The following is a 24,350-nucleotide window of genomic DNA, read 5'->3' on the forward strand; positions in this document are numbered from 1 at the left end:
TGATCAGACGTTAAACAAGAAATTCAACACATCCCCATCCTTGACCACATATTCCTTACCCTCGGCGCGCATCTTGCCTGCTTCCTTGGCACCGGATTCGCCCTTGAAATTGATGTAGTCATCAAATGCAATGGTCTGGGCGCGGATGAAGCCGCGTTCGAAGTCGGTGTGGATCACGCCTGCTGCTTGCGGGGCGGTGTCGCCTACGTGGATGGTCCAGGCGCGTACTTCCTTCACACCGGCGGTAAAGTAGGTTTGCAGGCCCAGCAATTTGAATGCAGCGCGTATCAGGCGGTCAAGGCCAGGTTCTTGCATGCCCATGTCGGCCAGGAAATCCGCTTTATCGGCGTCGTCCAGATCAGCGATTTCAGATTCTATGGAAGCACAAATTGCCACGATAGGGGCATTTTGTGAATTTGCATAGGCTGTCAGTTGATCCAGCAGTGGGTTATTGGTGAAGCCGCTGTCAGAAACGTTGGCAACATACATGGCTGGCTTGGCCGTGATCAGGCACAGTGGTTTGATCAGCAGCATTTCTTCTGCGTCCAGACCCAGTGCGCGCACAGGCTTGGCATCGTTCAGGGCTGGCATGATGCGTTCCAGCACGGCGACCAGCTTGACGGCATCTTTGTCGCCAGAACGGGCTTTCTTGTTTTCGCGGTGGATGGCTTTTTCTACTGTGCCCATGTCGGCCAGTGCCAGTTCTGTCTGGATGACTTCGATATCATCCAGCGGGCTGACTTTGCCAGCCACATGAATCACATTGTCATCTTCAAAGCAACGCACGACGTTGACGATGGCGTCAGTTTCGCGGATGTGCGCGAGGAACTGGTTGCCCAGGCCTTCACCTTTGGAAGCACCTGCCACCAGACCGGCGATGTCGACAAATTCAACGATGGCGTTCTGGACGCGTTCAGGCTTGACGATGTCGGACAGTTGTTTGAGACGTGGATCAGGCACTTCAACGACACCCACATTTGGCTCTATCGTACAGAAAGGATAATTTTCTGCCGGTATGCCTGCTTTGGTCAGCGCATTGAACAGGGTGGATTTGCCGACGTTAGGCAGGCCGACGATGCCGCATTGGAGACTCATGATGTTTTGCCAGTTGGATTTGATTAACCCGCTATTTTACCGGAAAGCCTGCCCTTCAGACCGTTTCTGGCCTGAATTGCCAACAATCTTGCTGATAAATACAGCAGTTATCCGCTTAATAGCGGGTCTTAAGTAGTCAATTTGATAGCTACGCCTCGATTTGATGACATTTCCCCATACACCGTGATGTCAGGCGACTGCATTGGACAAGCCAGCCGCTTGCCTGATCCTGTGCTTACTGAGTTGATGCAACAAGCCTGTCAGCATGATCCCGGCAATAGTCAGGCCTAGTACCAGGCCTATCCAGAAACCGCGTGCGGCCATTGGCTGTTCAGGCTGCCAAGGCAGCCACGCCGGTGCCAGGCCGAGCACACAACCTATTGGCAGGGCAAAGCCATAAAAGGCCATCAGGTGTATCAGCATTGGCGTGCGCGTGACTTTATAGCCGCGTATGGCACAGGATGCGGTGACCTGTGCCGCATCCGACAACTGAAAGATGGCCGCATACAGCAGCAACTCGGATGCCATGCCTTGCACTGCCGGATCAGAAGTATAAGCAGCTGCCACCAGATCGCGGAAGATCATGATGCCCAGTGCCGATATGACGGCGAAGCTGGTTGATAGTGCATACCCTGTCCAGGAGATAAAGCGCGCCCGTTCCGGGTCACCTTCACCCAGGGTTTGCCCGACCCGCGTGGTAAGGGCGATGCCCAGGCTCAATGGCACCATGAACACCAGTGATGAAAAATTCAAGGCAATCTGGTTGGCCGATACCGGCACCACGCCAAAGCGCGCGATCAACAAACCAACTGCACCAAAGGCGGATACTTCAGCAAAATAAGTAACACCTATAGGCAGTCCCAGGCGCAGGGTAGAGCGTATCTCTGCCCAGTTCGGTGCCTCATAATGGCTGAATGGGAAAGTTTCCTTATAGGCTGCGGCACGGCGCATCCAGAATAGCATTGCGCCCAGCATCAGCCACAGGCCCATGCCGGTTGCCAAGGCACAGCCGGTAGAACCCAGCTTGGGGAAGCCAAGGTGACCATAAATGAACAGCCAGTTGATGATGATATTAAAAGCCAGGCCACCCAGTGCAATCACCATCACAGGTTTTGTCTGGTTCAGGCTGGTGGTGTAACCATACAGCGCACGGTACATGGCAAAGGCGGGCATACCAAGGCTGATGACATGCACAAACTGCGAAGCCTTGGCATTGATGGCAGGGTCCAGTTGCAGGTAATTGAAGACCAACGTGGCGACATTCAACAACACACAGCCAACCAGGCCCACACCCAGACCCAGCCATAAAGCCTGGCGCACCATGTGCGGTACGCGCTCATGGTTTTCTGCGCCGACTTCATGGGCGATGACGGTGTTCACCGCCATCATGATGCCCATCACACTGACCAGGATAATTACCCAGACGTTCGCACCCAGTGACACTGCAGCGAGGTCGTTCGCGCTGAGGTGGCCCGTCATGGCAACGTCGGCCACGCTCATGCCTACGGTGGCGAGTTGTCCTATCAGGACAGGCCAGGCAATGGTCCAGAGGGCGGCGGCTTCAGTGCGTATACGGGTTTTCATGCAGGGCAAACAAAGAGGGATTGGATCAGCATCTTACCGTAGAAAGCAAATTATATGATGTCTTCAGAAAGGATCAATGCGAATGCTAATGCTTTAGCCATAGTTCATTAAATGACACAAAGCCAAACGGCGTCATCCTCACACCTGCCACATGCGGGGCGATGCTGACTTGCTGGTTTTCATGTGAGACCGGTATCATCCAGCCTTCTTTGACGAGGCGTCTGCCTATCCGCGCATAAGCCAGCATGCGGCGTTTGCTGTCTGCCAGTTCCTTTATTTTCATCAGCTCAGAATCCAGTGGTTTCAGCGCACTGGCTGGCATCCAGCGACGGAATACGCTGTCGGCAACAAACCATTCATAGCAACCAAAATCCTGATCATCGTGCATGATTTCACGGGTCACGACTACATCTGCATCTTTCATCCAGTCGCGTGCCAGCAATTGATCATAGGGCAGGCTGGTCCAGTTGACGGTGACGCCACCAGCCTCTAGTCTTTGCTTTACCGCTTGCGCCAGACACAACATTTCAGGGGTCTGGCCACTGACCATGCGTAATTTGCTGCCAGCCTTAAAGCTGCTGCACTTTGGTTTTTTGGCGACGCGGTGCTTCCAGATTGCCAACAAGCCTGATGCTGGTTTCCTGCTGCGCTCTTCCGGATCGAACAGGGTTTCAGGTGCGAGCCAGTCTGCCAGTGCCAGTCTTTGTTCAGTAGTTTTAAAAAAACTGCGTGAAGAATTGCAGATGATGTAAGTGCAACCGGATTCTGCGCCAGCGATGGTTTGTTTTTTTGAACAATCCTGGTTGGCATAACCAAACTGCAAATCAAATCCAGACGGGCCGGATGGTGGCGGTAGCATCCACAAATCTATTTCATCAAGCAAAGGGCGTTCACGATAATAATCCTTGAAAGCCTGCAAGGTCAGTTGATAGGTATTGTTGCGTATTACGCGAAATGCACCGCTGCCAACCGGGAAACGTGCAAAGTCAGCCGCACGCTGGCGCGGCACGATGGACGAATTGGCCGTGGCCAGGCAATTTGGCCACAACTGATCAGGATGATCGAGATAAAAACTCACGCGCTGGCTGGCCCCAGTTTCTACATGCTGCAAGTGATGGTACAGCCGCTGATAAATCGCCGACTCATCACGCAGGCGCAAGAAGCTGGCTTTGACATCTTCAGTGCCCAGTTCAGCACCATCATGAAAGCTCAATCCAGGCCGCAACCAGAAATGCCAGACGCTGCCATTTTTTTCACTTTCCCAATGATGGGCGATAGCCGGGCGCAAGGCATTTTGCTCATGATCAAACGTCGTCAGGCGCGAGAAGATTTGCCGCACCAGATGCGCTTCCAGACGGCCATATACTTTTAAAGGGTCCAGGCTTTCTACCGTGCGGAACAAGGGCATGCGCAGGCTGCGGCAGGCACTGTCCGGCATGCCCAGATAATCAGGCAGGCGCGATGCCAGTTGCTGGCGCTGGTTATCATCCAGGCTGGCAAAGGCTTGTTCCAGATCACCGCGTGCCAGATATTGAGACAGATGATCCAGCGCGAGGCTATCCGGGGTTTGCAAAAATTCAAGCTGCGAATGATTGCCCCGCCCGCGCCCCGCCTGCCAGTCCAGCCAGCCACGCTGCTGCATTTTCGCCAACAGGTTGCGCATATTGCGCTCACTGCAATGCATGGCCAGTGCTAGCGCTGGCAGGCCAGGCTGTTGTTCATGATGCTGCAAAAAGACATGCAGTTTGCGGTATTGATCGAGCAGTTTCATGGCGAATAGTCTATCCCGATAACGAAGACATAAAAGAGGAAAAAATTTTTTAAATTATATCCATTTTTTGTTTCTGCTTTTTTGTAGATACTCATCAACATCAACAAGCGCTTGCTGTTTGAATGACCAAAAAAAAGGAAGATGATGTCCCGCTTTCCCGCAACCGTGATACGGCTTTTATTCAGTTCCTTTGTCTTTGTCATGGGGCGCGCAGTGGCCCTGCCTTTCATGGCGCTGTATCTGAATGAGCATCTTGGCCTCAACCCGCAAGTCATAGGCTGGGTGCTGGGCGGCAGTATTTTCTTTTCTACTTTGTTCAGCCTGTATGCCGGTTATCTGGCAGACCGCGTCAGCAAGAATTTACTGATGAAACTGGCGGGTGTGGTGGTCGCCATGTGTACTGCGTCGCTGACGATAGCACCGAATGCATTTACCGCCTTGCTGGCATTGATGTGCATAGAGTCTGCACTGACCTTGCGCGGCATTTCCCTGAAAGCCATGCTGGCTGATTTATTGCCGCCAGATCAAAGGCCAAAAGCATTCGCCCTCAACTACACACTTATCAATGTCGCTTTTGCCCTCGGCCCAGTGCTGGGTGCCTGGCTGTTTGCCATCAAGATATCAGCGCCATTATGGCTGGCTGCAGGTTTCTCTCTGCTGGCATCGCAGGTGCTGGGCAGGCAGGTTGCGACAGCCAGGACAGGTTCTGACGTCAAAGCAAGCCCGGCAGGCTTCAAGGCGACCATGCGTGTGTTGAGAAGCGACAGCCGTCTGGTTCTGTTCACTACGGGTAGTGTACTGACTTCCTTTGTATTTGGCCGTTTTGTCTCCGGCTACTTGTCGCAATACCTGATCGTCAGCCAAGGGGTGCAGGCGACAGCGCAATTGCTGCCATTCATCCTCATCACCAATGCGGTGACGGTGGTGGTATTGCAATATCCGGTGGGTAAACTCATGCAGCAAAAATACTTGTTCCGCTGGGTCAGCCTGGGTGCCATGTTGTATGCGGTGGGTTTGCTGGGTTTCATGCATGCCAGCAGTTCGTTAAGCTGGGTGGTGGCAACACTGGCTTTCACCGTCGGCGAAGTCATTGTCATCCCTTGCGAATATATGTTCATCGACATGATTGCGCCTGCCGACAGGCGTGGCAGTTACTATGGCGCGCAAAGCCTGGCCATGTTTGGTGCTGCACTTAATCCGGTTATATGCGGTTTTTTGCTGGCGCATTTCCATAGCGATGTCATGTTCTGGGTATTGATCTCGGCAGCCTTGCTGGGCGTACTCTTGTATTTCGCTGGTACCCGTAGCAAACCTGTAACACCGCATGCTATTGAGCCAGAATCCATGCCCAAAGTTTGCCAGCCACGACCCTGTCTTTCCGTGCTGGCGGCGAGCAAACAGCTGGCCGGCAACCGGGTGAAGAATTTGTTTCCCTTGTCCTGACCCTAAGCATTTTTTTACTACATCTTTAAAGGGCTCACCCGTAATGAAGTGAGCCCATAAGTGTGGCCTTTTTGTTATTCCTGGTCGCTGTCATACATTTTTATTCCCGTCTTGACATTTCCATGCTTGCGCCCTAAAGTGATATCACTTTGATTTCAAAGTGCCATCAATCAGGAGAAAGTATGAGTACCACCTCAGTGCCAGCGACTGCTAAAAAATTAATACAAGAGCGCTCCCGCCCATCGCTTGACGGTTATTTCATGATTATTGTCGGCCTGCTGTTTGTGGCAGGCGGTGTCTACAGTTTTATCGATCTTGTTGGTGCAGATCAGCCAAGTTTGCCAGGTGTAATGGCGCGCCTTGCTGTGGTGGTCGTCGGCATTTTCACCCTGACGGGTCTGTACATGCTGCAACCGAACGAAGCTGCCTTGCTGTCGCTGTTTGGTCAATACAAGGGCACAGACCGCAGCGAAGGCCTGCGCTGGGTCAATCCTTTCTACTCCAAACGCAAGCTCAGCCTGCGTGCCCGTACCTTGAACACTGCACCCCTGAAAGTGAATGACAAGCGCGGCAATCCCGTAGAAATTGGTGCTGCCATTATCTGGCGTGTGCAGGACACAGCGCTGGCGATTTACAATGTCGATGATTTTGAACGTTTTGTGAACATCCAGGCTGAAGCTGCAATACGCCACCTGGCAACCCAATACGCCTATGACGATGGTGAAGACCTTGCCGATGGCGAGACTACATTGCGTGCAGGCATGGATGTGGTGGCCGGTGCCATGCGTGATGAATTGCACAAGCGCTTCACTGCAGCCGGCATTGATGTCGAAGACGCCAAGCTCACCCATCTGGCTTATGCCGCAGAAATTGCCCAGGTCATGTTGCGCCGCCAGCAGGCAGAAGCCATCATCAGCGCCCGCAAAAAAATCGTGCATGGTGCAGTCAGCATGGTGGAAGCTGCGTTGCAAGGACTGTCAGAGCGCAAGATATGTGAGCTCGATGATGAAAGAAAAGCTGCCATGGTCAGCAATCTGCTGGTAGTGCTGTGTTCAGATAAAGAGACCCAGCCTGTCATCAATACCGGCACTTTGTACAATTAAAAACTTGGACCAAGTATATGCAACACCCTATTTATGTGGAAAGACAATTATTCAAATTTCTGTGGATATTCATGCCATTGATGGGCCTGTTTAACATCGGCATACACATGGTCGCTGGCGCCCCCCGTGCAGCATGGGCTCCATTTATCGTGTTGCTGGTTAATTTGCTGGTATTGCTGATACTGGGCAACCTGACCATACGGGTGGATGCAACGCATCTGTCATGGCGTTTTGGCTGGCTGGGCTGGCCAGTGTGGACGGTCGCATTGGCAGATATCCGTCTGGCAGAGCCGGCAAGTACCAGTTTTCTTGACGGCTGGGGTATACGCAGGACCAGGCAGGGCATGCTGTATAACGCCCATGGCAAGCAGGCGATACGTCTGAGCATGCGCAATGGCAAAAGCATACGTCTTGGTACGCAAGACCCGCAACGCCTGCTCAGTTATCTGACGCCTCGATTGAATGTCAGCTAATGGCAAGCCCAGGGAAAAAATCCTTCCCCCTGCGTATCGATCCCCTGTTGTGGAACGAGATCGAACGCATGGCGGCACAAGAGCTGCGCAGTGCCAATGCCCAGGTTGAGTATTTGCTCAGGCAGGCGCTGAAACAGCAGGGGCGGCATGTGCCTACTGCCAGGGCAGTTACTGATGTCGCAGACAAAGATAGTGAGCAGTCAGAAGAGTAAAGCTAAAGAACTGGACGCGGCAGCAGGCAAGCACAAAGACCGATATACTTGGCCCACGTATGAATTATCTCGCCCACATTTACCTGGCCCAGCATAGCGATCACGCCATGCTGGGAGCCTTGCTCGGTGACTTTGTCAAACTGAAAGACACCGCACTTTATCATCCTGAAATCCAGGCTGATATCCAGATGCACAGACTGGTTGATAGCTATACCGACAGCCACCCCATCGTGCTACAAGCGAAAGCTTTATTCCAGGATCGGCACCGCCGTTACGCCGGTATTTTGCTGGATATTTTTTATGATCATGTTCTGAGCCAGCATTGGCCGCAGGACAGCCCGGCTCCGCGTGCGGAATTGATACAGCGTTTTTATCGCGCTCTGCAAGAGCAATCAAAGATAGTCTTGCCTGATAATCTGCAAGCAGCCCTGCCGCGCATGTTGAGCCAGGACTGGCTGGGCTCTTACCATGCATTTGATGGCGTCAGAATTGCCGTCGAGCGTACTTCGCAAAGGCTGTCGAGGAACGGTGATTTGCTGCGCGCAGGTCTGGGTGATTTGCAGAGCAACTACGATGCATTGAGCAAAGGCTTTCAGGAATTTTTTCCTGAACTTATACAGTATGTGGAAGGGCGTCGCCTGCAATTGCCATCATAGTCAAGGCGGTTTCAAAAATTCAAGGCCTGCACCAGATCAAGATTTGGCTTTTCAACAAATGCCGCAAAGTCATCCCGCATACGTCCGCTTTCGCTGATCGCCAGCTTCCAGTTCTGGATGCGGAAATCGTGATTCAATCCATAGTAAAAAAAATCTTTTCTATCCGGTAGCTTGCCGCGTGTCAGCGTCTTCAGGAAAGAGGGTGATGGTGATACCATGATCACATTATCCAGCCATTGCCGGTTGACACCCGTACCAGCCCTACGCCAGGGCATGGGTTTGTCCAGCCAGCCGGGCACGATGTGATCTGTAAAATGCGGGTAGAGTACCAGGTCGCCATCCTTGCTGCCGGCCACACGAGAGTAGGGTAGGGCCAGGTGGTAATCAATGATGCCGCCATCCCAGTAAGTACCCGCTGGCGTATGCGGGATATTCCTTACCGGTTCCATGATCAGCGGCAGCGTGCCAGATGCCAGCAGCGACCAACCCAGGTTATCCGTCTTCAGCGGACAAAAGTGGGTATCAAACCCATCGAATTTGGCTTTTAGCCAGAATAGCGGGTCACGCGTATCGCCAACAATCACACGGTCCATGTGTCTGGCCAGACGCGAACGCGAAGCCAGGTTGGCAAAGGTCGCTGCCACAAAACCGGCCTTGGCCTTGTGCACAGATTTAGGGGCGCTCAACAAGCCACGCCCGCGTACTGCCAGCAAATGCAGTCTGTGCAAAGGCTGGTTGACAACTTCTGCCTCATGCCCGCCAATAAAGTCATGCAAGAGATTCTGTATTTCCCGCGTCACATATTGGGCTGAAGGTTTTTCAGGATAACGCTGTTCGCAATACAAATCACCCAGACGCTGGAACGCTGCTACCGGGTCAGTATGGCTGGCCGCGGCCATGCGCCATGCGCCGATAGAGGCGCCAATCAGTGTGCGTTCACGCGGCGCAGTCGGCAGCCATTCACCAAATATCCATTGATCCAAAGCCTGCAATATCAAACCCTTGGGGCCGCCAGCCGCTGCCGGAATAATGGCAACGTCCTGCGCGCGCAAGCCGTGCTCACGCAAGTGAGCGTAGGCTTTGCGGCCTGCGTGGATTTGTATCGCTGAACTCATTTTGTCGTGTGGAGCTGCATCATCGCTTCAGGGAATTTACCTTCAACCAGCAAGGGTAGCACAGCCAGGCTATTGGCGATCGCTTCGTCTATCGGGCCCTGTTCTTCCTTGCGTGGCCTGTGCAAGACAAAGTCGGCCACACCTTGCGTTAAATTCAGGCTGCGCGGGTGGCCTATGCCTATGCGCAAACGCCAGTAATCCTGGGTGCCAAGAGCTGCCGTAATATCCTTGAGGCCATTATGCCCGCCGGATGAGCCACCGAGTTTGAGCTTGGCAATGCCAGGCATGATATCCAGTTCATCATGCACGACCAGTACCTGGTCTGGCGTGATTTTATAGAAGCGACAGATCGCTCCGACTGATTGCCCTGACCGGTTCATGAAGGTTTGCGGCTCCACCAGCCACACTTCCTGATTGGCGATGCGGGTCTTGCCCACCAGGGCATTGAAATTCTTGTCCCTTTGCAGGCTGGCTGGCAATTGATCTACCAGCCAGAAACCGGCATTGTGACGGGTTTGTTCATATTCAGGGCCGGGGTTACCCAGGCCAACGATCAGGCGTATGGTCATTGCTAAGCAGGTATCTTGTATAGGACTTACGCAAAACCGCCCCAGCTGCGTACTAAGACTGTCTTCGTCGCTACGGTGTAGTTGGGGTTTCAGACAACATGTTGTCTGCCAACATAACGAGCCTCCCTTGCTAGGGAGGCTACCTTAGCGATAGCCTTGCTGGGACAATTTTGCGTAAGTCCTGTTTTAGTGATTGCAGAACTGATGTGCTGCGGATTGGAGACTATTATAACCAAGCCTAAAGTGTCGTCATTAAAATGAGTGCCGCCTAACGCAACATCAATAAAAAGGCGCTATTCCCTGTTCAGGAACAGCGCCTCACATCAACGCATTACTTTATTTGGATTTCTTCAGCAGCGGTGCAAGATATTTGCCAGTCACACTCTCAGGATTAGCCGCTACTTCTTCCGGTGTACCTGTCGCAATAATCTTGCCGCCGCCAGCACCGCCTTCAGGACCAAGATCGATGAGCCAGTCAGCCGTCTTGATGACATCCAGATTATGCTCGATGATGACCACAGTATTGCCCTGGTCACGCAGCCTGTGTATCACCTTCAGCAGCAGGGCGATATCATGGAAGTGCAAGCCTGTGGTCGGTTCATCCAGGATGTACAACGTGCGGCCAGTATCACGTTTGGATAATTCCAGCGACAGCTTCACGCGTTGTGCCTCACCGCCCGACAGGGTAGTAGCACTCTGCCCCAGGCGTATATAACCCAGGCCCACATCCAGCAGGGTTTGCAGTTTGCGCGCAATGATAGGAACAACCTTGAAGAATTCAAATGCATCTTCCACGGTCATGCCCAGCACTTCATTGATGTTCTTGCCCTTGTAATGCACTTCCAGGGTTTCGCGGTTATAACGCTTGCCGTGGCAAACATCGCAAGGCACGTACACGTCCGGCAAGAAATGCATCTCTACCTTGATCACGCCATCACCCTGGCAGGCTTCACAACGGCCACCCTTGACGTTGAATGAGAAACGGCCAGCGCTGTAGCCACGTTCTTTTGCCGTTGGCACGGTAGCGAACAGGTCACGTATAGGCGTGAACAAACCGGTGTACGTCGCAGGGTTGGAACGTGGGGTACGACCGATAGGTGCCTGATCGACAGAAATGACTTTATCAAAATGCTCAAGGCCGCTGACATGGTCAAATGTTGCTGGTTCAGTCTGTGAACCATAAAGGTGACGCGCCGCGACGTGGTAAAGCGTGTCATTCACCAGCGTCGATTTGCCTGAACCAGAAACACCGGTCACGCAAGTCAGCAAACCCACTGGCAATTTCATTGAGACTTTTTTGAGGTTATTACCGCGTGCACCGGCAATCAGCAATTGCTTGGCCGGGTCTGCTTTCGTGCGCTTTTTAGGCACAGCAATTTCCAGCGCGCCACTCAAATATTGTGCAGTCAGCGAACGCGTATTGCTCATGATGTCTTCCAGCGTACCCTGGGCAATAATTTCACCACCATGTACGCCCGCGCCTATCCCCATATCGACTACAAAGTCGGCGCAGCGTATGGCGTCTTCATCATGCTCGACCACCAGCACGCTATTGCCGATATCGCGCAAATGCTTGAGCGTATCGATGAGCCTGTCATTGTCGCGCTGATGCAGGCCGATAGAGGGTTCATCCAGTACATACATGACACCAGTGAGGCCAGAACCAATTTGCGATGCCAGGCGTATGCGCTGGGCTTCGCCGCCAGAGAGAGTATCGGCACTGCGTTCCAGTGACAGATAATCCAGGCCGACATTGTTCAGGAAAGTCAGGCGTGCCGTGATTTCCTTGATGATGCGGTCAGCAATATCTCGCTTGGAACCTGTGAGTTTCAGATGCTCAAAGAAGTGCAGGGTCTCGCGCAAAGGCATGGCGCTGATATCGTAAATCGCTTTCTCTTGCTTGCCTGTTCCCACCTTGACAAAACGCGCTTCTATGCGCAGGCGTGCGCCATCGCAAGACGGGCATTGTTTTTCATTGATGAACTTGGCCAGCTCTTCCTTGACGGCCATGGAATCAGTTTCGCGATAACGGCGTTGCAAGTTCGTGACCACGCCTTCAAAGCTGTGTTCCTTGATGACGGTACGGCCTTTTTCATTGATATAGGTAAACGGTATTTGCTGTTTTCCTGAACCATACAATATCGTTTGCTGTGCCGATTCCGGCAACTGTTCATAAGGCGTATCAATATCAAATTCATAGTAAGCCGCCAGGTTGGACAGCATCTGGAAGTAGAACTGATTACGCCTGTCCCAGCCCTTGACTGCACCACTGGCCAATGACAAGTTAGGGAAGGCGACGATACGCTTAGGATCAAAAAATTCTATATGCCCGAGACCATCACATTCAGGGCAGGCACCCATGGGATTATTGAAAGAGAACAGGCGCGGTTCCAGTTCCTGCAATGAATAACCGCAAATAGGGCAGGCAAATTTGTTCGAGAATAATTGCTCATGATTGCTATCCATATCCACAATCAGGGCGCGGCCATTGGCCAGGCGCAAACAAGTCTCAAATGATTCTGCCAGTCGCTGTTTGATATCTGCCTTGACCTTGACGCGGTCTATGACCACATCTATCGTATGCTTCTCGGTCTTCTTCAGTTTCGGCAGATTATCGACTTCATAAATCTTCGCTTCATGCGTGCCGCTCTGCACGCGAAAACGTATAAAGCCCTGTGCCTGCATCTGCTCAAACAAATCCATGTGCTCACCCTTGCGGTTGGCAACCACAGGCGCAAGTATCATCAGCTTGGTGTCGTCAGGCATGGCCAGCACGGCATCCACCATTTGCGACACTGATTGCGCGGCCAGCGGGTTTTCCGGGTGATCAGGGCAATATGGTGTACCCACGCGCGCATACAGCAGACGCAAGTAATCATGGATCTCGGTGACCGTGCCAACAGTAGAACGCGGGTTATGCGAAGTGGCTTTTTGCTCGATAGAGATGGCTGGTGACAAACCCTCGATCAAGTCCACATCCGGTTTTTCCATCAACTGCAAAAACTGGCGCGCATAGGCCGACAACGATTCTACATAGCGACGCTGACCTTCTGCATACAGGGTATCAAAAGCCAGTGAAGACTTGCCAGAACCAGACAAGCCGGTGATGACCACGAGCTTATTGCGTGGCAAGTCTATGCTGATATTTTTCAGGTTATGTGTGCGTGCACCGCGTACGCGTATCAAATCACGTTTTTGTGCCAATTGAACATCACTGGCATCAAAGTCGATTTCTGCCGGTTTGGGCGCTTTTACTGCTTTTGTGCGTGTCGTCATAATCTCTGTGCTGAATTTGGGCCGAATTGGGGGAAGTAGGCGTGCAACCTGATACTATAACGGGTTTTGAAAATTACCGCGGGCTCGTCTTTGCTTTGCGCAAACTAAACACACTAGACGAGCTTTTTGAATATGACTATTGCAACATCTTCCGACGCTTCCGCCCTGAATGAGCAAGAGCCTGCTGGCATGAGCCGTGAGGAGATCAGCTCCAGTGCTTCCCTCGCGTCCATCTTTGCCTTGCGCATGCTGGGCCTGTTCCTCATCCTGCCCGTGTTCGCGATTCATGCCAAGACCCTGCCTGATGGTGACAATGCCAGCCTGGTTGGCCTCGCCATGGGCATGTATGGCCTGAGCCAGGCATTTGGGCAAATCCCGTTTGGAATAGCTTCAGACAAGTTTGGCCGCAAGCGCATCATCGTCATTGGCCTGTTGCTGTTCGCGATGGGTGCATTTGTTGCCGCATCTGCAACGACGGTAGTTGGTGTCATCATCGGTCGTGGCATACAGGGCGCAGGTGCGATCTCCGCCGCCATCACCGCCCTCATAGCCGATACCACCAGAGAAGAACATCGCACCAAGGCCATGGCCATGGTGGGCGGCTCCATAGGCCTGACTTTTGCGTTTTCACTGGTTGCCGCGCCCTTGCTGTACCAAAGCATAGGCATGAGTGGCATTTTTGCCATGACCGGCGTCTTGTCACTGGTCGGTATCGCGGTTGTCTTATTCATCACGCCAGAAGCACCCGCCATACGCCATAAACCCGTACCCCTGTCCGTGGTCTTGAAAAATACTGAACTCATGCGCCTCAATTACGGTGTGTTTGCCCTGCACCTGACGCAGATGGCCATGTTCGTCGTCGTGCCAGCGGCACTGGTGCAATATGCGGATTTGCCGGTGGCTGCACACTGGAAAGTCTACCTGCCAGTCATGTTCGCCTCTTTCATCGCCATGTTGCCAGCGATTTTCATCGGTGAAAAATTTGGCAAAATGAAACAAGTCTTTGTTGCCGCAATCGCCCTCTTGCTGGTGGTTGAGCTTGGTTTGTGGCAATACTTGCAATCTCCAGCCATGCTGGTAGGCTTGCTGTTTGCATTTTTTATTGCCTTCAACATCCTGGAGGCATGCCAGCCATCCCTGGTATCGCGTATTGCCCCACCAGCCGCCAAAGGTGCGGCACTGGGCGTATATAACACCTTACAGGCCCTGGGCCTGTTCTGTGGCGGTTTGCTGGGGGGCTGGATTAAACAGAATATGGCATCGAACTCGGTTTTCATCGTAAGTGCAGTGCTGACAGCGGTCTGGCTTATAATCGCTATCAATATGCCTAACATCCCCAAGCGCAGCAAAACTGTGCCTGCGGTCAAGGCATAAATTAATTTGTATCAGGAAAAATGAGGAGAAATACATGGCATCAGTGAACAAGGTCATTATCGTTGGCAACCTTGGGAGAGACCCGGAAACCCGTTACATGCCATCAGGCGATGCAATGACCAGCATCACCGTGGCAACCACCGATAGCTGGAAAGACAAATCCAGCGGTGAAAAGAAAGAACAGACAGAATGGCACCGCATTACCTTCTTCGGCAAACTGGCAGAAATCGCCGGTCAATATCTGAAAAAAGGTTCGCAAGTCTACGTTGAAGGCAGCCTGCGCACCCGCAAGTACACCGACAAAGACGGCGTAGAAAAATACGCAACCGACATCAAGGCCGACAGCATGCAAATGCTGGGCAGCCGCCAGGGCATGGGCGGCGGCGCAGGCATGGATGATGGTGGTGGTTACGGCGGCGGCGGTGGAGGTGCACCAGCACCACGCCCACAGGCAGCCCCACAACAACGCCAGGCCCCAGCCTCACGCCCGGCACCGAATTTCTCGGATATGGATGATGATATTCCGTTTTAACCCCGAACTTTTTTAAGATGTAAACAAGAACCCACTTCCTCTACGAGGGGTGGGTTTTTGCTTACATGCGATCCGAAATAATTTCTAATGATTCCATTTATTCATTAACTTTTTTGGATGGAAACAAGGGGGAGTTCTCATGCACTTGTAGTTCGCAACCTTCTTTTATCGTCAGGTGAGAGATTCCCAAGTTTAGTTGATCGGATTAGTGGCATAAACACCTCTGCCACTCAGTATTCGATCTGATACTGAGAAGCAGCGGTTGAAGGTGAGTTGGACCATTTCAGAATCCCGCAATCGAAGGAGTGTAGTGAGCGTATGCAAGATGTGGAAATGGCTCACAGGTCAGGGATATCCTTCCATGGCATAGCAGGATCATGCTAACTCTTTAACGATTTGCCAGGCTGCTGCGGCAGTAAACGATTAATCACAGGCACAGGATTCGATTAATACTTGTCGACTCTCTTCCATGTGCTTACCAAAGGGAGATCAAATGAAGACGCAAGCTGAAACCTCCGGCTTAAAAAATTTCTTGTGTACGCCAGCGCACGTCAGCGATCGAATTTCGATGCTACATTGGTTATCCATACAAGCCCTGTATCATCATGCCTATTACCTTACATTGCGATTTAAATGCTACACCGACGAGCCTGCGTCATCCGTGGCGGAAATGCGTTGGTAGTGGCCATGCGACACTTGCACTGCGCGCTGACTGGCAGGCACAGCTAAGGCAGGCTCATGACGATCTTGGTTTTCAATATATCCGTTTCCATGGTTTGCTTGATGACGATATGGGTACGCTGATTTGCCAGAGCAATCAATTCGTTTATTCTTTTTTCAATGCAGATCAGATTTTTGATTTTCTTGTTTCCATAGGTATGCGGCCTGTTGTTGAAATGTCGTTCATGCCGTCGACGTTGTCCTCGGGTGGCGATATTGTTTTTCATTACAAGGGTAATATCACGCCACCACGTCACCCTGAAGAATGGGGTGAACTCATGCGCCGTCTGGCCGCCCATTGGGTAGATAGATACGGTATCGATGAAGTCGCGCAATGGTATTTCGAAGTGTGGAACGAACCTAATCTGCCCGCTTTCTGGACGGGAGGGCAGCTAGCTTATTTTGATCTGTATGAAACCACGGTCAGGTCGATCAAGGGAGTGGATACCCGTTTACGGGTTGGCGGCCCCGCCTCTGCTGGCAATGCGTGGATACCTGAGTTCCAGGAATTTTGCAAATCCCGTGATTTGCCTGCTGACTTCATCAGCACGCATTATTATCCGACCGATGCCTTTGGTGAGATCGGTGCTGATACGGTGACCCAACTGGAACATGCGCCGCTGGATGTCATGCGTGAACACGCGTTGAGCGCAAGAGCCCAGGCTGAAGGAAAACCTTTGTTGTACACGGAATGGAATATCACGTCCAATCCGCGTGACCCACAGCATGATGGCTCTTTTGCCGCTGCGCTGGCGACCCGCATTGTCATGGGCGTTGATGATGTGGTCGATGCCTATAGCTATTGGACATTTTCCGATATATTTGAAGAAAATTACTTTCCCAGCCAGCCTTTTCACGGTGGCTTTGGTCTGATGACCTTGCATGGCATAAAGAAGCCCATTTATCAGGCGCTGGCAATGGTCGCCAAACTGGGCGAACGCCATTATCCCGTGCCACAATCGCATCCCACCGTCATGCTGTGGATAGGCGATGCGCATGTACTGTGCATCAACCAGGCAATGCCACGTCACGACATCAGAGAAGAAGCGATCACGCTGACACTCCAGCTGCAGCCGGGCCAGCGGGCGCGCAAGGTGGACATTCACCGCATTGATGCAGAAAATGCCAATCCTGCTACCCTCTGGCAGCAATGGGGCGAACCAGGTTATCTGTCGGCAGAACAGGTCAGCAGCCTGAAGCTGGCTTCCGAGCCACAACCCAACGACATCGAATTTACCGGCACGGCAAAGACGTTGAGCATGTCATTTACTGTTGCTGCACAGTCCGTCAATTTAATCGCCATTGAATGGGAGGTCACCTGATCATGGACGATGCGCATTTACTGACATCCCTGCAAAAAGATTCCTTCGATTATTTCATCCACGAAGTCAATCCTGCCAATGGCCTGATACGTGACAAGACCGCCGAAAACTGGCCAGCCAGCATTGCCGCAGTAGGGATGGCGCTGACTGTTTATACGATAGGCGTGGAACGCGGTTTCATGTCGCGTGCACATGCCGCGCAACGCACCCTTACCACCTTACAATTTTTTGCTGAAAGTGAGCAGGGTACCGGTATAAATGCGACCGGCTATAAAGGTTTTTATTATCACTTCCTGGATATGGAAACCGGACGCCGCGCCTGGGATTGCGAATTGTCCAGCATTGATACCGGCCTGTTGCTGACCGGCGTGCTGACATCCGCGCAATATTTTACGCAGGACAATGCGGTCGAGCAGAAAATCCGTGAATTTGCTGACCTACTTTATCAACGGGCAGACTGGCAATGGATGCTAGCTGGATCGCAACTGATCTGTCATGGATGGAAGCCGGAAACCGGCTTCCTGCAATGGCACTGGGAAGGGTACGACGAGGCACTGATCCTGTATTTGCTGGCACTGGGTTCCCCCACATTTCCTATCGGACCGGAAAGTTATGCTGCCTGGACCACCAGTTATGAATGGAAATGTATTTACGATATTGAGTACCTGTATGCCGGACCGCTTTTCATACACCAGATGTCCCATCTATGGGTAGATTTTCGCAATATCCGTGATGATTTCATGCGCACACATGACGCTGATTATTTTGAAAACAGCCGTCGTGCAACGTTGATACAACAGCAGTATGCGATCAAAAATCCCATGGGTTTCGAGCAATATAATGCACTGTGCTGGGGGGTGACCGCCAGTGACGGCCCTGGCAACCTGGTCAAGAAAATCCGTGGCGTTGAACGTCTTTTCTTTGATTATGTTGCGCGTGGCGCACCTTTTGGCCCGGATGATGGCACGCTGGCACCATGGGCAGTGGCTGCCTGCCTGCCATTTGCGCCAGAAGTCGTTTTGCCAAGCATTTCCCACTTCCAGCATCTGCGCCTGCGAGAAGTGAATCCTTATGGTTTCAAGGCTTCGTTCTCACCCACTTTCCAGGCAGAAGAACCACATAAGGCTGGTTGGGTATCGCCCTACCATTTCGGCATCAATGAAGGCCCTACGGTCATCATGATAGAAAACCACCTGCATGATTTTCCGTGGAAAATGATGCGAGAAAATCCTTACATTCAAGCAGGCCTGATCAGCGCCGGTTTTGACGGTGGCTGGCTCGCCGCCGCGAGAAAAATATCTGTGCAGAATGAAAATACTGCAAATACTCGACAAACTTCAAACAATATAGAAAAGGCAAATCCATCAGCCTTATCTGAGGGTGAAAAAATATGAATATACGGCTTGATGGAAAAGTAGCCCTGGTCACCGGCGGCAGTGGCGGCATAGGCCAGGCAATTGCCCGCTCACTGGCGGCATCGGGCGCGTCGGTGGCCGTTAACTATATCGGTAATCGCGCATCTGCTGATGCAACAGTGAGTGGGATTACTGATGAGGGAGGCAAGGCAATTGCATTGGAGGCCGATATTGCTGATATGACCGCAGTCCAGGCTATGTTCGCACAGCTTGATGCCACACTGGGGGCACCTGACATACTCATCAATTGCGCTGGTATTGATGGCCACGGTGCGCTGAGCTGGGATATTGACCCTGCCGCATGGCGGCGCGTCATCGAGGTCAATCTGTTTGGCAGTTTCTACTGCTCCCGGCAGGCGCTGCAACGCATGGTACCGCGCAAGAGCGGCGTCATACTGAATATCAGTTCAGTGCATGAAACCATCGCCTGGACAGGGTATAGCGCTTATACCTCGAGCAAGGCGGCACTGTCGATGCTGACCAAGACCATGGCACAGGAAGCGGCCCCTTTCGGCATCCGCGTGCTGGCAGTAGCGCCTGGCGCCATACAGACGGATATCAACAAAAGCGTATGGAGTGACCCTGAACAAATGCGTGATCTTGCCGAAAAAATTCCTCTGGGCCGCATGGGCCAGGTACAGGAAATTGCTGGTCTTATCACTTTCCTGGTATCCGATGGTGGCTCATACGTTACTGGCACAACCGTATTTGCTGATGGCGGCATGACTGACTATCCTGATTTCTCGCATGGTGGATAATTTATAAAGCACCTACCCAATCCAGTGCATCATCAGCAAACTAGCGCAGGGCGCACGTCAAACCGCGCACGTCGCGTCATGCTGGCTAATGTGATGAGATTTGGATGAGTTCTAACCGGTCTCCGACTATGAACGCAGCAGATATTATCCGCAAGCATTGGCCTTTATACCTGATTGAAGCTGGTGGCCTTGGCGTATTCATGCTGGCGGCCGGGCTCGCCTGCTCCGCGCTGGAAGCACCTGCATCACCACTTCATCTCATGTTGACATCCGCCTTGTTGCGGCGCTTTCTGATGGGGTTGGCGATGGGCGGCACTGCTGTGGCATTAATCTATTCTCCCTGGGGTGCTCGATCAGGGGCGCATTTCAATCCCGCGTTGACGCTGAGCTTTGCCATGATGGGCAAGATAAGCCGCATTGACGCTGTAGGGTATGTCGTCGCGCAATTCCTTGGTGGCTTAAGCGGGGTGCTGCTGACCCTGGCACTGGTTGGCGCGCCGTTTGCCCGGCCACCTGTGTCGTTCGTGGTCACCACACCTGGGCAATATGGAGTAGCCATCGCCTTCATGCTGGAAGTGCTAATTTCGGCAATGTTAATGGGCGTAAGCTTATACGCAAGCAACAAGGCCAGTTTGATGAGATACACGGGCCTGCTATGCGGCGTGCTGATCGTTCTGTTCGTGACCTTTGAGTCACCGTATTCAGGGATGAGCATGAATCCTGCGCGTACGGCAGCATCAGCCATCCCCAGCGGGATATGGACTGCGGGATGGCTTTATTTCATCGCGCCACCCGGCGGCATGTGCATTGCGGCGTGGATTTACCGCCGTTGCCATCCACTTCACCTGATCGCCTGCGCCAAACTCAATCATGATACTGAATCTTCTTGCCACTTCGATTGCTGTTTTGCTGCACAGGGCATCCATATGCCGAGCCTGATTCGCGGTGCGCGCTTTTGCAATACCCATCGCGATACCCTTTAGGAGCTATCTTCAATATGGTCAAGCACTACGACATTATCATCATCGGTACCGGTGCCGGCGGGGGAACGCTCGCCCATAGCCTGGCACCTACAGGTAAACGCATCCTGCTGATCGAGCGTGGTGATTTTCTCAAACGGGAACAGGACAACTGGAGCCCCGACGCTGTTTTCGTCAAGGCCAAATACCAGGCGAAGGAAATCTGGCATGATCAGCATGGCAAGGCATTTCATCCTGGCATCCATTATTTCGTGGGTGGCAATACCAAATTCTATGGTGCTGCCTTATTCCGGTTGCGGGAATCCGATTTCGGTGAAATAAAACACCACGGCGGCATCTCACCAGCCTGGCCGATTTCTTATGCAGATCTGGAACCTTATTATTGTGCCGCAGAAAAACTGTATCAGGTACATGGGACCCGTGGGCTGGACCCGACAGATCCGCCCGCCTCTGAACCATATCCTTATATTGCGGTAAGCCATGAGCCAAGAGTCGCGCAGTTATCTGAAGCGCTCAAGGCACAGGGGCTACATCCTTTTCCTTTGCCGCTTGGTATCTTGCTGGACCAGGATGCTCATGGTCAACCGACAAGGCATAGCAAGTGCATACGATGCAGTGCTTTCGACGGCTTCCCTTGTATGCTTGATGCCAAGGCAGATGCGCATATCATCTGTGTTGAGCCTGCATTAAAATACCCCAATGTCACCTTGCTGACCAATGCCTATGCAGAAAAACTCGGCACGGATGCCAGCGGACGTATCGTCGATAGCGTCCATGTACGGCACGATGGCAAGGATGAAGTGTATAGCGCCGACATCGTCGTCGTGTCATGTGGCGCAATCAATTCTGCGGCCCTGCTGTTGCGCTCTGCTTCACCGCAACATCCAAATGGCCTGGCGAATGGCTCAGACGTCGTGGGGCGTCATTACATGCGGCATAATAATTCTGCCCTGATGGCGGTCAGCCTGAAACGTAATGAAACGGTATTCCAGAAGACCCTGGCAATCAATGATTTTTACGCCGGTGCACCTGACTGGGATTATCCGCTTGGACATATTCAAATGCTGGGGAAGTCACATGGCGATACCATCAAAGGCGAATTACCGACCTGGCTGCCGTTCAAGCCGCATTTTGCGCTCGAAGAAATCGCTGAACATTCTGTCGATTTCTGGCTGACCTCAGAAGACTTGCCAGACCCTGGCAACCGCGTGACGCTTGATGAAAACGGTGGCATCGTATTGTCGCTGAATCCAAATAACATGGAAGCGCATCACAGGCTCAAGATCAAGCTGAAGGAAATGTTGATCCACATGGACTTGCACCCGCATTTATGGGAGCGCAGTTTATATCTGGGCCAGGATATTCCTATCGGTGGCACCGCGCATCAGAACGGCACGATACGCTTTGGCCATGATCCTGCAACATCAGCACTGGATGTCAATTGCAAGGCGCATGAGGTGGATAACCTGTATGTCGTCGATGCCAGTTTCTTTGTATCCTGCGGCGCAGTCAATCCTTCATTGACGATTATTGCCAACGCACTGCGTGTTGCGGACCATCTTCGACATCGCCTGGGTTGATCGTAATTAATTTCCTGGTCCGTAATAAGGATAAGGTACGTGACAGAGTGAGCAGCGGATTCATGTAATGCCGCAATGCTGCTATAAAGCTGTTCGAGAACTTTTCCAACTTGCAGACGATGAATAGATTTATAGGATGAGAAGGCATGCCCAGACAATATCAGACGAGAACAATTTTTAAAAAGGAGACTTGCTATCAAGGGCAACAAAAGGCCAGGCTGGGTAAATGAGCCTTATGTGAAGTGTTTTGCGCGATCTTGTTCTTGTTCAAAAGCAGCTGTCAGCGCATCAGCATTCGCAGTGATTTTTAGCGAAGAGTACAGTGTACATGTGGTTCAAGCAATTGAAGGAAAGCCGTATCAGCAGTTGCCTTGCGCTGCCTGTATACGACAGGTTGTGCCGTTCGATAGCATGCCGGCGTTGACACGCGTCAGAAGGCTAGTGTGTTCAGTTGGGACAACAAAAATTTGCAGATGAGAGAGTTGCACTCACAAAGTTGCAATGCGACTGATTTACGTCAGTGATTTTTGAGGTCAATATTAGCCCGGAATTTCTTTTCATTTTGAATTCCTTATTTTCCTGATGCCCATTTGAAAACACCTTATTTAGGTATTTTCGACAAAACCAAATCCACAATCTCCTGCGCCTCCGCCACAATCTCGTTCAAATGCTGCTCACCCTTGAAACTCTCTGCATAGATCTTGTAGATTTCCTCGGTCCCTGACGGGCGGGCGGCAAACCAGCCGTTGTTGGTGATGACTTTCACGCCGCCTATGGCGGTCATGTTGCCGGGGGCGGTGGTGAGGATGTCTGTAATGTTGTCGCCTGCCAGCAATGTGCTGGTGATCTGTTGTGGGGACAGGTTGGACAACGCTTTTTTCTGTGCCGGGGTGGCGGCGGCTTCTACGCGTATGCTGACGGGCTTGCCAAATTCTTGCGTGAGCTGTTCATATAACTGGCCGGGGTCGCGCCCGGTCTTTGCTTTTATTTCACCTGCTAGCAGGGCGGCGACGATGCCGTCCTTGTCGGTTGTCCATGCGCTGCCGTCCAGGCGTACAAAGCTGGCCCCTGCACTTTCTTCGCCGCCAAAACCCAAGCTGCCATCAAACAGGCCGGGGGCGAACCATTTGAAGCCGACGGGCATATCGTATAGCTTGCGTCCCAACCGTTTGCTTACATGTTCTATCATGCGGCTGCTGACGACGGTTTTTCCTATGCCGGGTTTGCTGCCCCAGTCTGGGCGGTGCTGGAAGAGGTAATCAATGGCGACGGCCAGATAGTGGTCCGGCGTCATCAGGCCAGCGCCAGGTGTGACGATGCCATGGCGGTCATGGTCGGTGTCGCAGGCAAAGGCGATATCAAAATCTGATTGTATATCCAGCAGGCGGCGCATGGCGTAGGGTGATGAGGGATCCATGCGTATCTTGCCGTCCCAGTCCAGCGGCATGAAGCGGAAAGTCGGATCGACGACATCGCTGACTACGGTCAGGTCTATCTGATATTTTTCGGCAATGCGGCCCCAGTAATGCACACCAGCCCCACCTAGCGGGTCAACACCCAGACGTATGCCAGATTGGCGTATCGCGGCAAGATCAATGATCTGTTCAAGCTCGCTGACATAGGCGTTCATGAAGTCATAACGGTGTATCGTATCAGCATGTATGGCCCGCTCAAAGGGCATGCGTTTTACGTCCTTCACATTCGCTACCATGAGTTCATTGGCGCGCTTGCCTATCCAGTCGGTGGTTGCCGTATCTGCGGGGCCGCCATTGACTGCATTGTATTTAAAGCCGCCGTTGTCAGGAGGGTTGTGGGACGGCGTGATGACGATACCATCGGCCAGTCCAGTGTTTTGATCCAAGCCACTACCGTTACCAGCATTGCGGCTCCGGTTATGCATCAGGATAGCCAGCGATACAGAGGGCGTAGGCGTGTATTCATCACCGCTTGACAGCATGACGCTGACGCCATTGGCCGCAAGCACTTCTATCGCGCTGATGCGTGCCGGTTCTGACAATGCATGGGTATCAATGCCGAGAAATAAGGGACCGCTGATACCCTGCTGTTCGCGATATTCGCAGATCGCCTGGGTGATGGCGAGAACGTGATGTTCGTTGAAGCTGGTCTGAAATGATGAACCACGATGGCCAGAGGTGCCAAATGCTACCCGTTGCGCAGCGATTTGTGCATCAGGGATTTGTTTGTAATAGGCGGCGATGAGTTGGCTCACGTCGACCAGTGCAGAATCTGGTGCCAGTTGGCCCGCAAGCGGATGGATATGCATGGGGTTCTTTCTAAGATATTAGCAAGTGCATGGTTCTGAGACGTTCCAAGGATTATCGCTTTTGACTCAGGCCTGATCTGTTCGTTGA

The 24,350-nt window shown here is 52.3% G+C and carries 19 protein-coding genes; 12 read left to right on the forward strand and 7 right to left on the reverse strand.

Annotated elements, in window-relative coordinates; genetic code table 11:
• Positions 1 to 3: 3 nt before the first annotated feature.
• The 3 genes from ychF to ACO0LG_RS15285 all read right to left on the reverse strand — a co-directional run bounded on the left by ychF (position 4) and on the right by ACO0LG_RS15285 (position 4,450).
• Positions 4 to 1,095, reverse strand: a complete 1,092-nt coding sequence (gene ychF / locus ACO0LG_RS15275; RefSeq protein ID WP_423027778.1) for a redox-regulated ATPase YchF — start codon at positions 1,093 to 1,095, stop codon at positions 4 to 6.
• A 189-nt stretch (positions 1,096 to 1,284) separates the two neighbouring features.
• Complete coding sequence (locus ACO0LG_RS15280; RefSeq protein WP_423027780.1) at positions 1,285 to 2,679, reverse strand: MATE family efflux transporter; 1,395 nt, start codon at positions 2,677 to 2,679, stop codon at positions 1,285 to 1,287.
• Positions 2,680 to 2,764: 85 nt separating this feature from the next.
• Positions 2,765 to 4,450: an SgrR family transcriptional regulator gene (locus tag ACO0LG_RS15285; RefSeq protein WP_423027782.1), complete on the reverse strand. Its 1,686-nt coding sequence runs from the start codon at positions 4,448 to 4,450 to the stop codon at positions 2,765 to 2,767.
• Positions 4,451 to 4,594: 144 nt separating this feature from the next.
• Between ACO0LG_RS15285 and ACO0LG_RS15290 the strand changes: the two genes are divergently transcribed.
• The 5 genes from ACO0LG_RS15290 to ACO0LG_RS15310 all read left to right on the forward strand — a co-directional run bounded on the left by ACO0LG_RS15290 (position 4,595) and on the right by ACO0LG_RS15310 (position 8,337).
• Positions 4,595 to 5,893, forward strand: a complete 1,299-nt coding sequence (locus ACO0LG_RS15290) for an MFS transporter (RefSeq protein ID WP_423027784.1) — start codon at positions 4,595 to 4,597, stop codon at positions 5,891 to 5,893.
• A 182-nt stretch (positions 5,894 to 6,075) separates the two neighbouring features.
• Positions 6,076 to 6,996 (forward strand): SPFH domain-containing protein, encoded by a 921-nt coding sequence (locus tag ACO0LG_RS15295; protein WP_423027786.1) that lies wholly within the window; start codon positions 6,076 to 6,078, stop codon positions 6,994 to 6,996.
• Between the two features lie 17 nt (positions 6,997 to 7,013).
• Complete coding sequence (locus tag ACO0LG_RS15300; protein ID WP_423027788.1) at positions 7,014 to 7,469, forward strand: hypothetical protein; 456 nt, start codon at positions 7,014 to 7,016, stop codon at positions 7,467 to 7,469.
• Positions 7,469 to 7,681 (forward strand): hypothetical protein, encoded by a 213-nt coding sequence (locus ACO0LG_RS15305; protein ID WP_423027789.1) that lies wholly within the window; start codon positions 7,469 to 7,471, stop codon positions 7,679 to 7,681. The genes ACO0LG_RS15300 and ACO0LG_RS15305 overlap by 1 nt, the downstream gene beginning before the upstream one ends.
• A 59-nt stretch (positions 7,682 to 7,740) precedes the next feature.
• Positions 7,741 to 8,337 carry an ACP phosphodiesterase gene (locus tag ACO0LG_RS15310; protein ID WP_423027791.1) on the forward strand — a complete coding sequence of 199 codons (597 nt, stop codon included), beginning with the start codon at positions 7,741 to 7,743 and terminating at the stop codon, positions 8,335 to 8,337.
• An 11-nt stretch (positions 8,338 to 8,348) separates the two neighbouring features.
• Here the strand turns inward: ACO0LG_RS15310 and ACO0LG_RS15315 are convergent, their stop codons facing one another.
• From ACO0LG_RS15315 to uvrA, 3 genes are all read right to left on the reverse strand, one after another.
• On the reverse strand, positions 8,349 to 9,452 hold the full coding sequence (locus tag ACO0LG_RS15315) for a patatin-like phospholipase family protein (RefSeq protein WP_423027793.1): 1,104 nt from the start codon (positions 9,450 to 9,452) through the stop codon (positions 8,349 to 8,351).
• The gene (gene pth, locus ACO0LG_RS15320) at positions 9,449 to 10,021 is read right to left on the reverse strand and encodes an aminoacyl-tRNA hydrolase (protein WP_423027795.1); all 573 of its coding nucleotides are present in this window, start codon (positions 10,019 to 10,021) and stop codon (positions 9,449 to 9,451) included. The genes ACO0LG_RS15315 and pth overlap by 4 nt, the downstream gene beginning before the upstream one ends.
• A gap of 336 nt (positions 10,022 to 10,357) precedes the next feature.
• On the reverse strand, positions 10,358 to 13,297 hold the full coding sequence (uvrA, locus tag ACO0LG_RS15325) for an excinuclease ABC subunit UvrA (protein WP_423027797.1): 2,940 nt from the start codon (positions 13,295 to 13,297) through the stop codon (positions 10,358 to 10,360).
• A 189-nt stretch (positions 13,298 to 13,486) separates the two neighbouring features.
• Between uvrA and ACO0LG_RS15330 the strand changes: the two genes are divergently transcribed.
• The 7 genes from ACO0LG_RS15330 to ACO0LG_RS15360 all read left to right on the forward strand — a co-directional run bounded on the left by ACO0LG_RS15330 (position 13,487) and on the right by ACO0LG_RS15360 (position 21,978).
• Positions 13,487 to 14,671 carry an MFS transporter gene (locus ACO0LG_RS15330; protein WP_423028003.1) on the forward strand — a complete coding sequence of 395 codons (1,185 nt, stop codon included), beginning with the start codon at positions 13,487 to 13,489 and terminating at the stop codon, positions 14,669 to 14,671.
• Between the two features lie 34 nt (positions 14,672 to 14,705).
• Positions 14,706 to 15,203 (forward strand): single-stranded DNA-binding protein, encoded by a 498-nt coding sequence (gene ssb, locus ACO0LG_RS15335; protein ID WP_162043522.1) that lies wholly within the window; start codon positions 14,706 to 14,708, stop codon positions 15,201 to 15,203.
• A 605-nt stretch (positions 15,204 to 15,808) separates the two neighbouring features.
• Positions 15,809 to 17,245: a GH39 family glycosyl hydrolase gene (locus ACO0LG_RS15340; RefSeq protein WP_423027799.1), complete on the forward strand. Its 1,437-nt coding sequence runs from the start codon at positions 15,809 to 15,811 to the stop codon at positions 17,243 to 17,245.
• Positions 17,230 to 18,639, forward strand: a complete 1,410-nt coding sequence (locus ACO0LG_RS15345; protein ID WP_423027801.1) for a glucoamylase family protein — start codon at positions 17,230 to 17,232, stop codon at positions 18,637 to 18,639. Before ACO0LG_RS15340 ends, ACO0LG_RS15345 begins: the two co-directional genes overlap by 16 nt.
• Complete coding sequence (locus tag ACO0LG_RS15350) at positions 18,636 to 19,418, forward strand: glucose 1-dehydrogenase (RefSeq protein ID WP_423027803.1); 783 nt, start codon at positions 18,636 to 18,638, stop codon at positions 19,416 to 19,418. The genes ACO0LG_RS15345 and ACO0LG_RS15350 overlap by 4 nt, the downstream gene beginning before the upstream one ends.
• Before the next feature lie 128 nt (positions 19,419 to 19,546).
• Positions 19,547 to 20,401 (forward strand): MIP/aquaporin family protein, encoded by an 855-nt coding sequence (locus ACO0LG_RS15355; protein WP_423027805.1) that lies wholly within the window; start codon positions 19,547 to 19,549, stop codon positions 20,399 to 20,401.
• A 14-nt stretch (positions 20,402 to 20,415) separates the two neighbouring features.
• A complete protein-coding gene (locus ACO0LG_RS15360; protein ID WP_423027807.1) occupies positions 20,416 to 21,978 on the forward strand; it encodes a GMC oxidoreductase in 1,563 nt (520 codons plus the stop codon).
• Between the two features lie 601 nt (positions 21,979 to 22,579).
• Here ACO0LG_RS15360 and pgm read toward each other — a convergent pair.
• Complete coding sequence (gene pgm / locus ACO0LG_RS15365) at positions 22,580 to 24,262, reverse strand: phosphoglucomutase (alpha-D-glucose-1,6-bisphosphate-dependent) (protein ID WP_423027809.1); 1,683 nt, start codon at positions 24,260 to 24,262, stop codon at positions 22,580 to 22,582.
• Positions 24,263 to 24,350: the final 88 nt, after the last annotated feature.

Origin of the sequence: Undibacterium sp. Ji42W (assembly GCF_049340405.1) — a bacterium.
Lineage (GTDB): Bacteria > Pseudomonadota > Gammaproteobacteria > Burkholderiales > Burkholderiaceae_D > Undibacterium.

What these genes read in the sequence shown, in the direction of transcription:
- ychF (WP_423027778.1), bottom strand. Translation starts at nt 1,095, where the DNA reads ATGAGTCTCCAATGCGGCATCGTCGGCCTGCCTAACGTCGGCAAATCC.
- ACO0LG_RS15280 (WP_423027780.1), bottom strand. Translation starts at nt 2,679, where the DNA reads ATGAAAACCCGTATACGCACTGAAGCCGCCGCCCTCTGGACCATTGCC.
- ACO0LG_RS15285 (WP_423027782.1), bottom strand. Translation starts at nt 4,450, where the DNA reads ATGAAACTGCTCGATCAATACCGCAAACTGCATGTCTTTTTGCAGCAT.
- ACO0LG_RS15290 (WP_423027784.1), top strand. Translation starts at nt 4,595, where the DNA reads ATGTCCCGCTTTCCCGCAACCGTGATACGGCTTTTATTCAGTTCCTTT.
- ACO0LG_RS15295 (WP_423027786.1), top strand. Translation starts at nt 6,076, where the DNA reads ATGAGTACCACCTCAGTGCCAGCGACTGCTAAAAAATTAATACAAGAG.
- ACO0LG_RS15300 (WP_423027788.1), top strand. Translation starts at nt 7,014, where the DNA reads ATGCAACACCCTATTTATGTGGAAAGACAATTATTCAAATTTCTGTGG.
- ACO0LG_RS15305 (WP_423027789.1), top strand. Translation starts at nt 7,469, where the DNA reads ATGGCAAGCCCAGGGAAAAAATCCTTCCCCCTGCGTATCGATCCCCTG.
- ACO0LG_RS15310 (WP_423027791.1), top strand. Translation starts at nt 7,741, where the DNA reads ATGAATTATCTCGCCCACATTTACCTGGCCCAGCATAGCGATCACGCC.
- ACO0LG_RS15315 (WP_423027793.1), bottom strand. Translation starts at nt 9,452, where the DNA reads ATGAGTTCAGCGATACAAATCCACGCAGGCCGCAAAGCCTACGCTCAC.
- pth (WP_423027795.1), bottom strand. Translation starts at nt 10,021, where the DNA reads ATGACCATACGCCTGATCGTTGGCCTGGGTAACCCCGGCCCTGAATAT.
- uvrA (WP_423027797.1), bottom strand. Translation starts at nt 13,297, where the DNA reads ATGACGACACGCACAAAAGCAGTAAAAGCGCCCAAACCGGCAGAAATC.
- ACO0LG_RS15330 (WP_423028003.1), top strand. Translation starts at nt 13,487, where the DNA reads ATGAGCCGTGAGGAGATCAGCTCCAGTGCTTCCCTCGCGTCCATCTTT.
- ssb (WP_162043522.1), top strand. Translation starts at nt 14,706, where the DNA reads ATGGCATCAGTGAACAAGGTCATTATCGTTGGCAACCTTGGGAGAGAC.
- ACO0LG_RS15340 (WP_423027799.1), top strand. Translation starts at nt 15,809, where the DNA reads ATGCCTATTACCTTACATTGCGATTTAAATGCTACACCGACGAGCCTG.
- ACO0LG_RS15345 (WP_423027801.1), top strand. Translation starts at nt 17,230, where the DNA reads ATGGGAGGTCACCTGATCATGGACGATGCGCATTTACTGACATCCCTG.
- ACO0LG_RS15350 (WP_423027803.1), top strand. Translation starts at nt 18,636, where the DNA reads ATGAATATACGGCTTGATGGAAAAGTAGCCCTGGTCACCGGCGGCAGT.
- ACO0LG_RS15355 (WP_423027805.1), top strand. Translation starts at nt 19,547, where the DNA reads ATGAACGCAGCAGATATTATCCGCAAGCATTGGCCTTTATACCTGATT.
- ACO0LG_RS15360 (WP_423027807.1), top strand. Translation starts at nt 20,416, where the DNA reads ATGGTCAAGCACTACGACATTATCATCATCGGTACCGGTGCCGGCGGG.
- pgm (WP_423027809.1), bottom strand. Translation starts at nt 24,262, where the DNA reads ATGCATATCCATCCGCTTGCGGGCCAACTGGCACCAGATTCTGCACTG.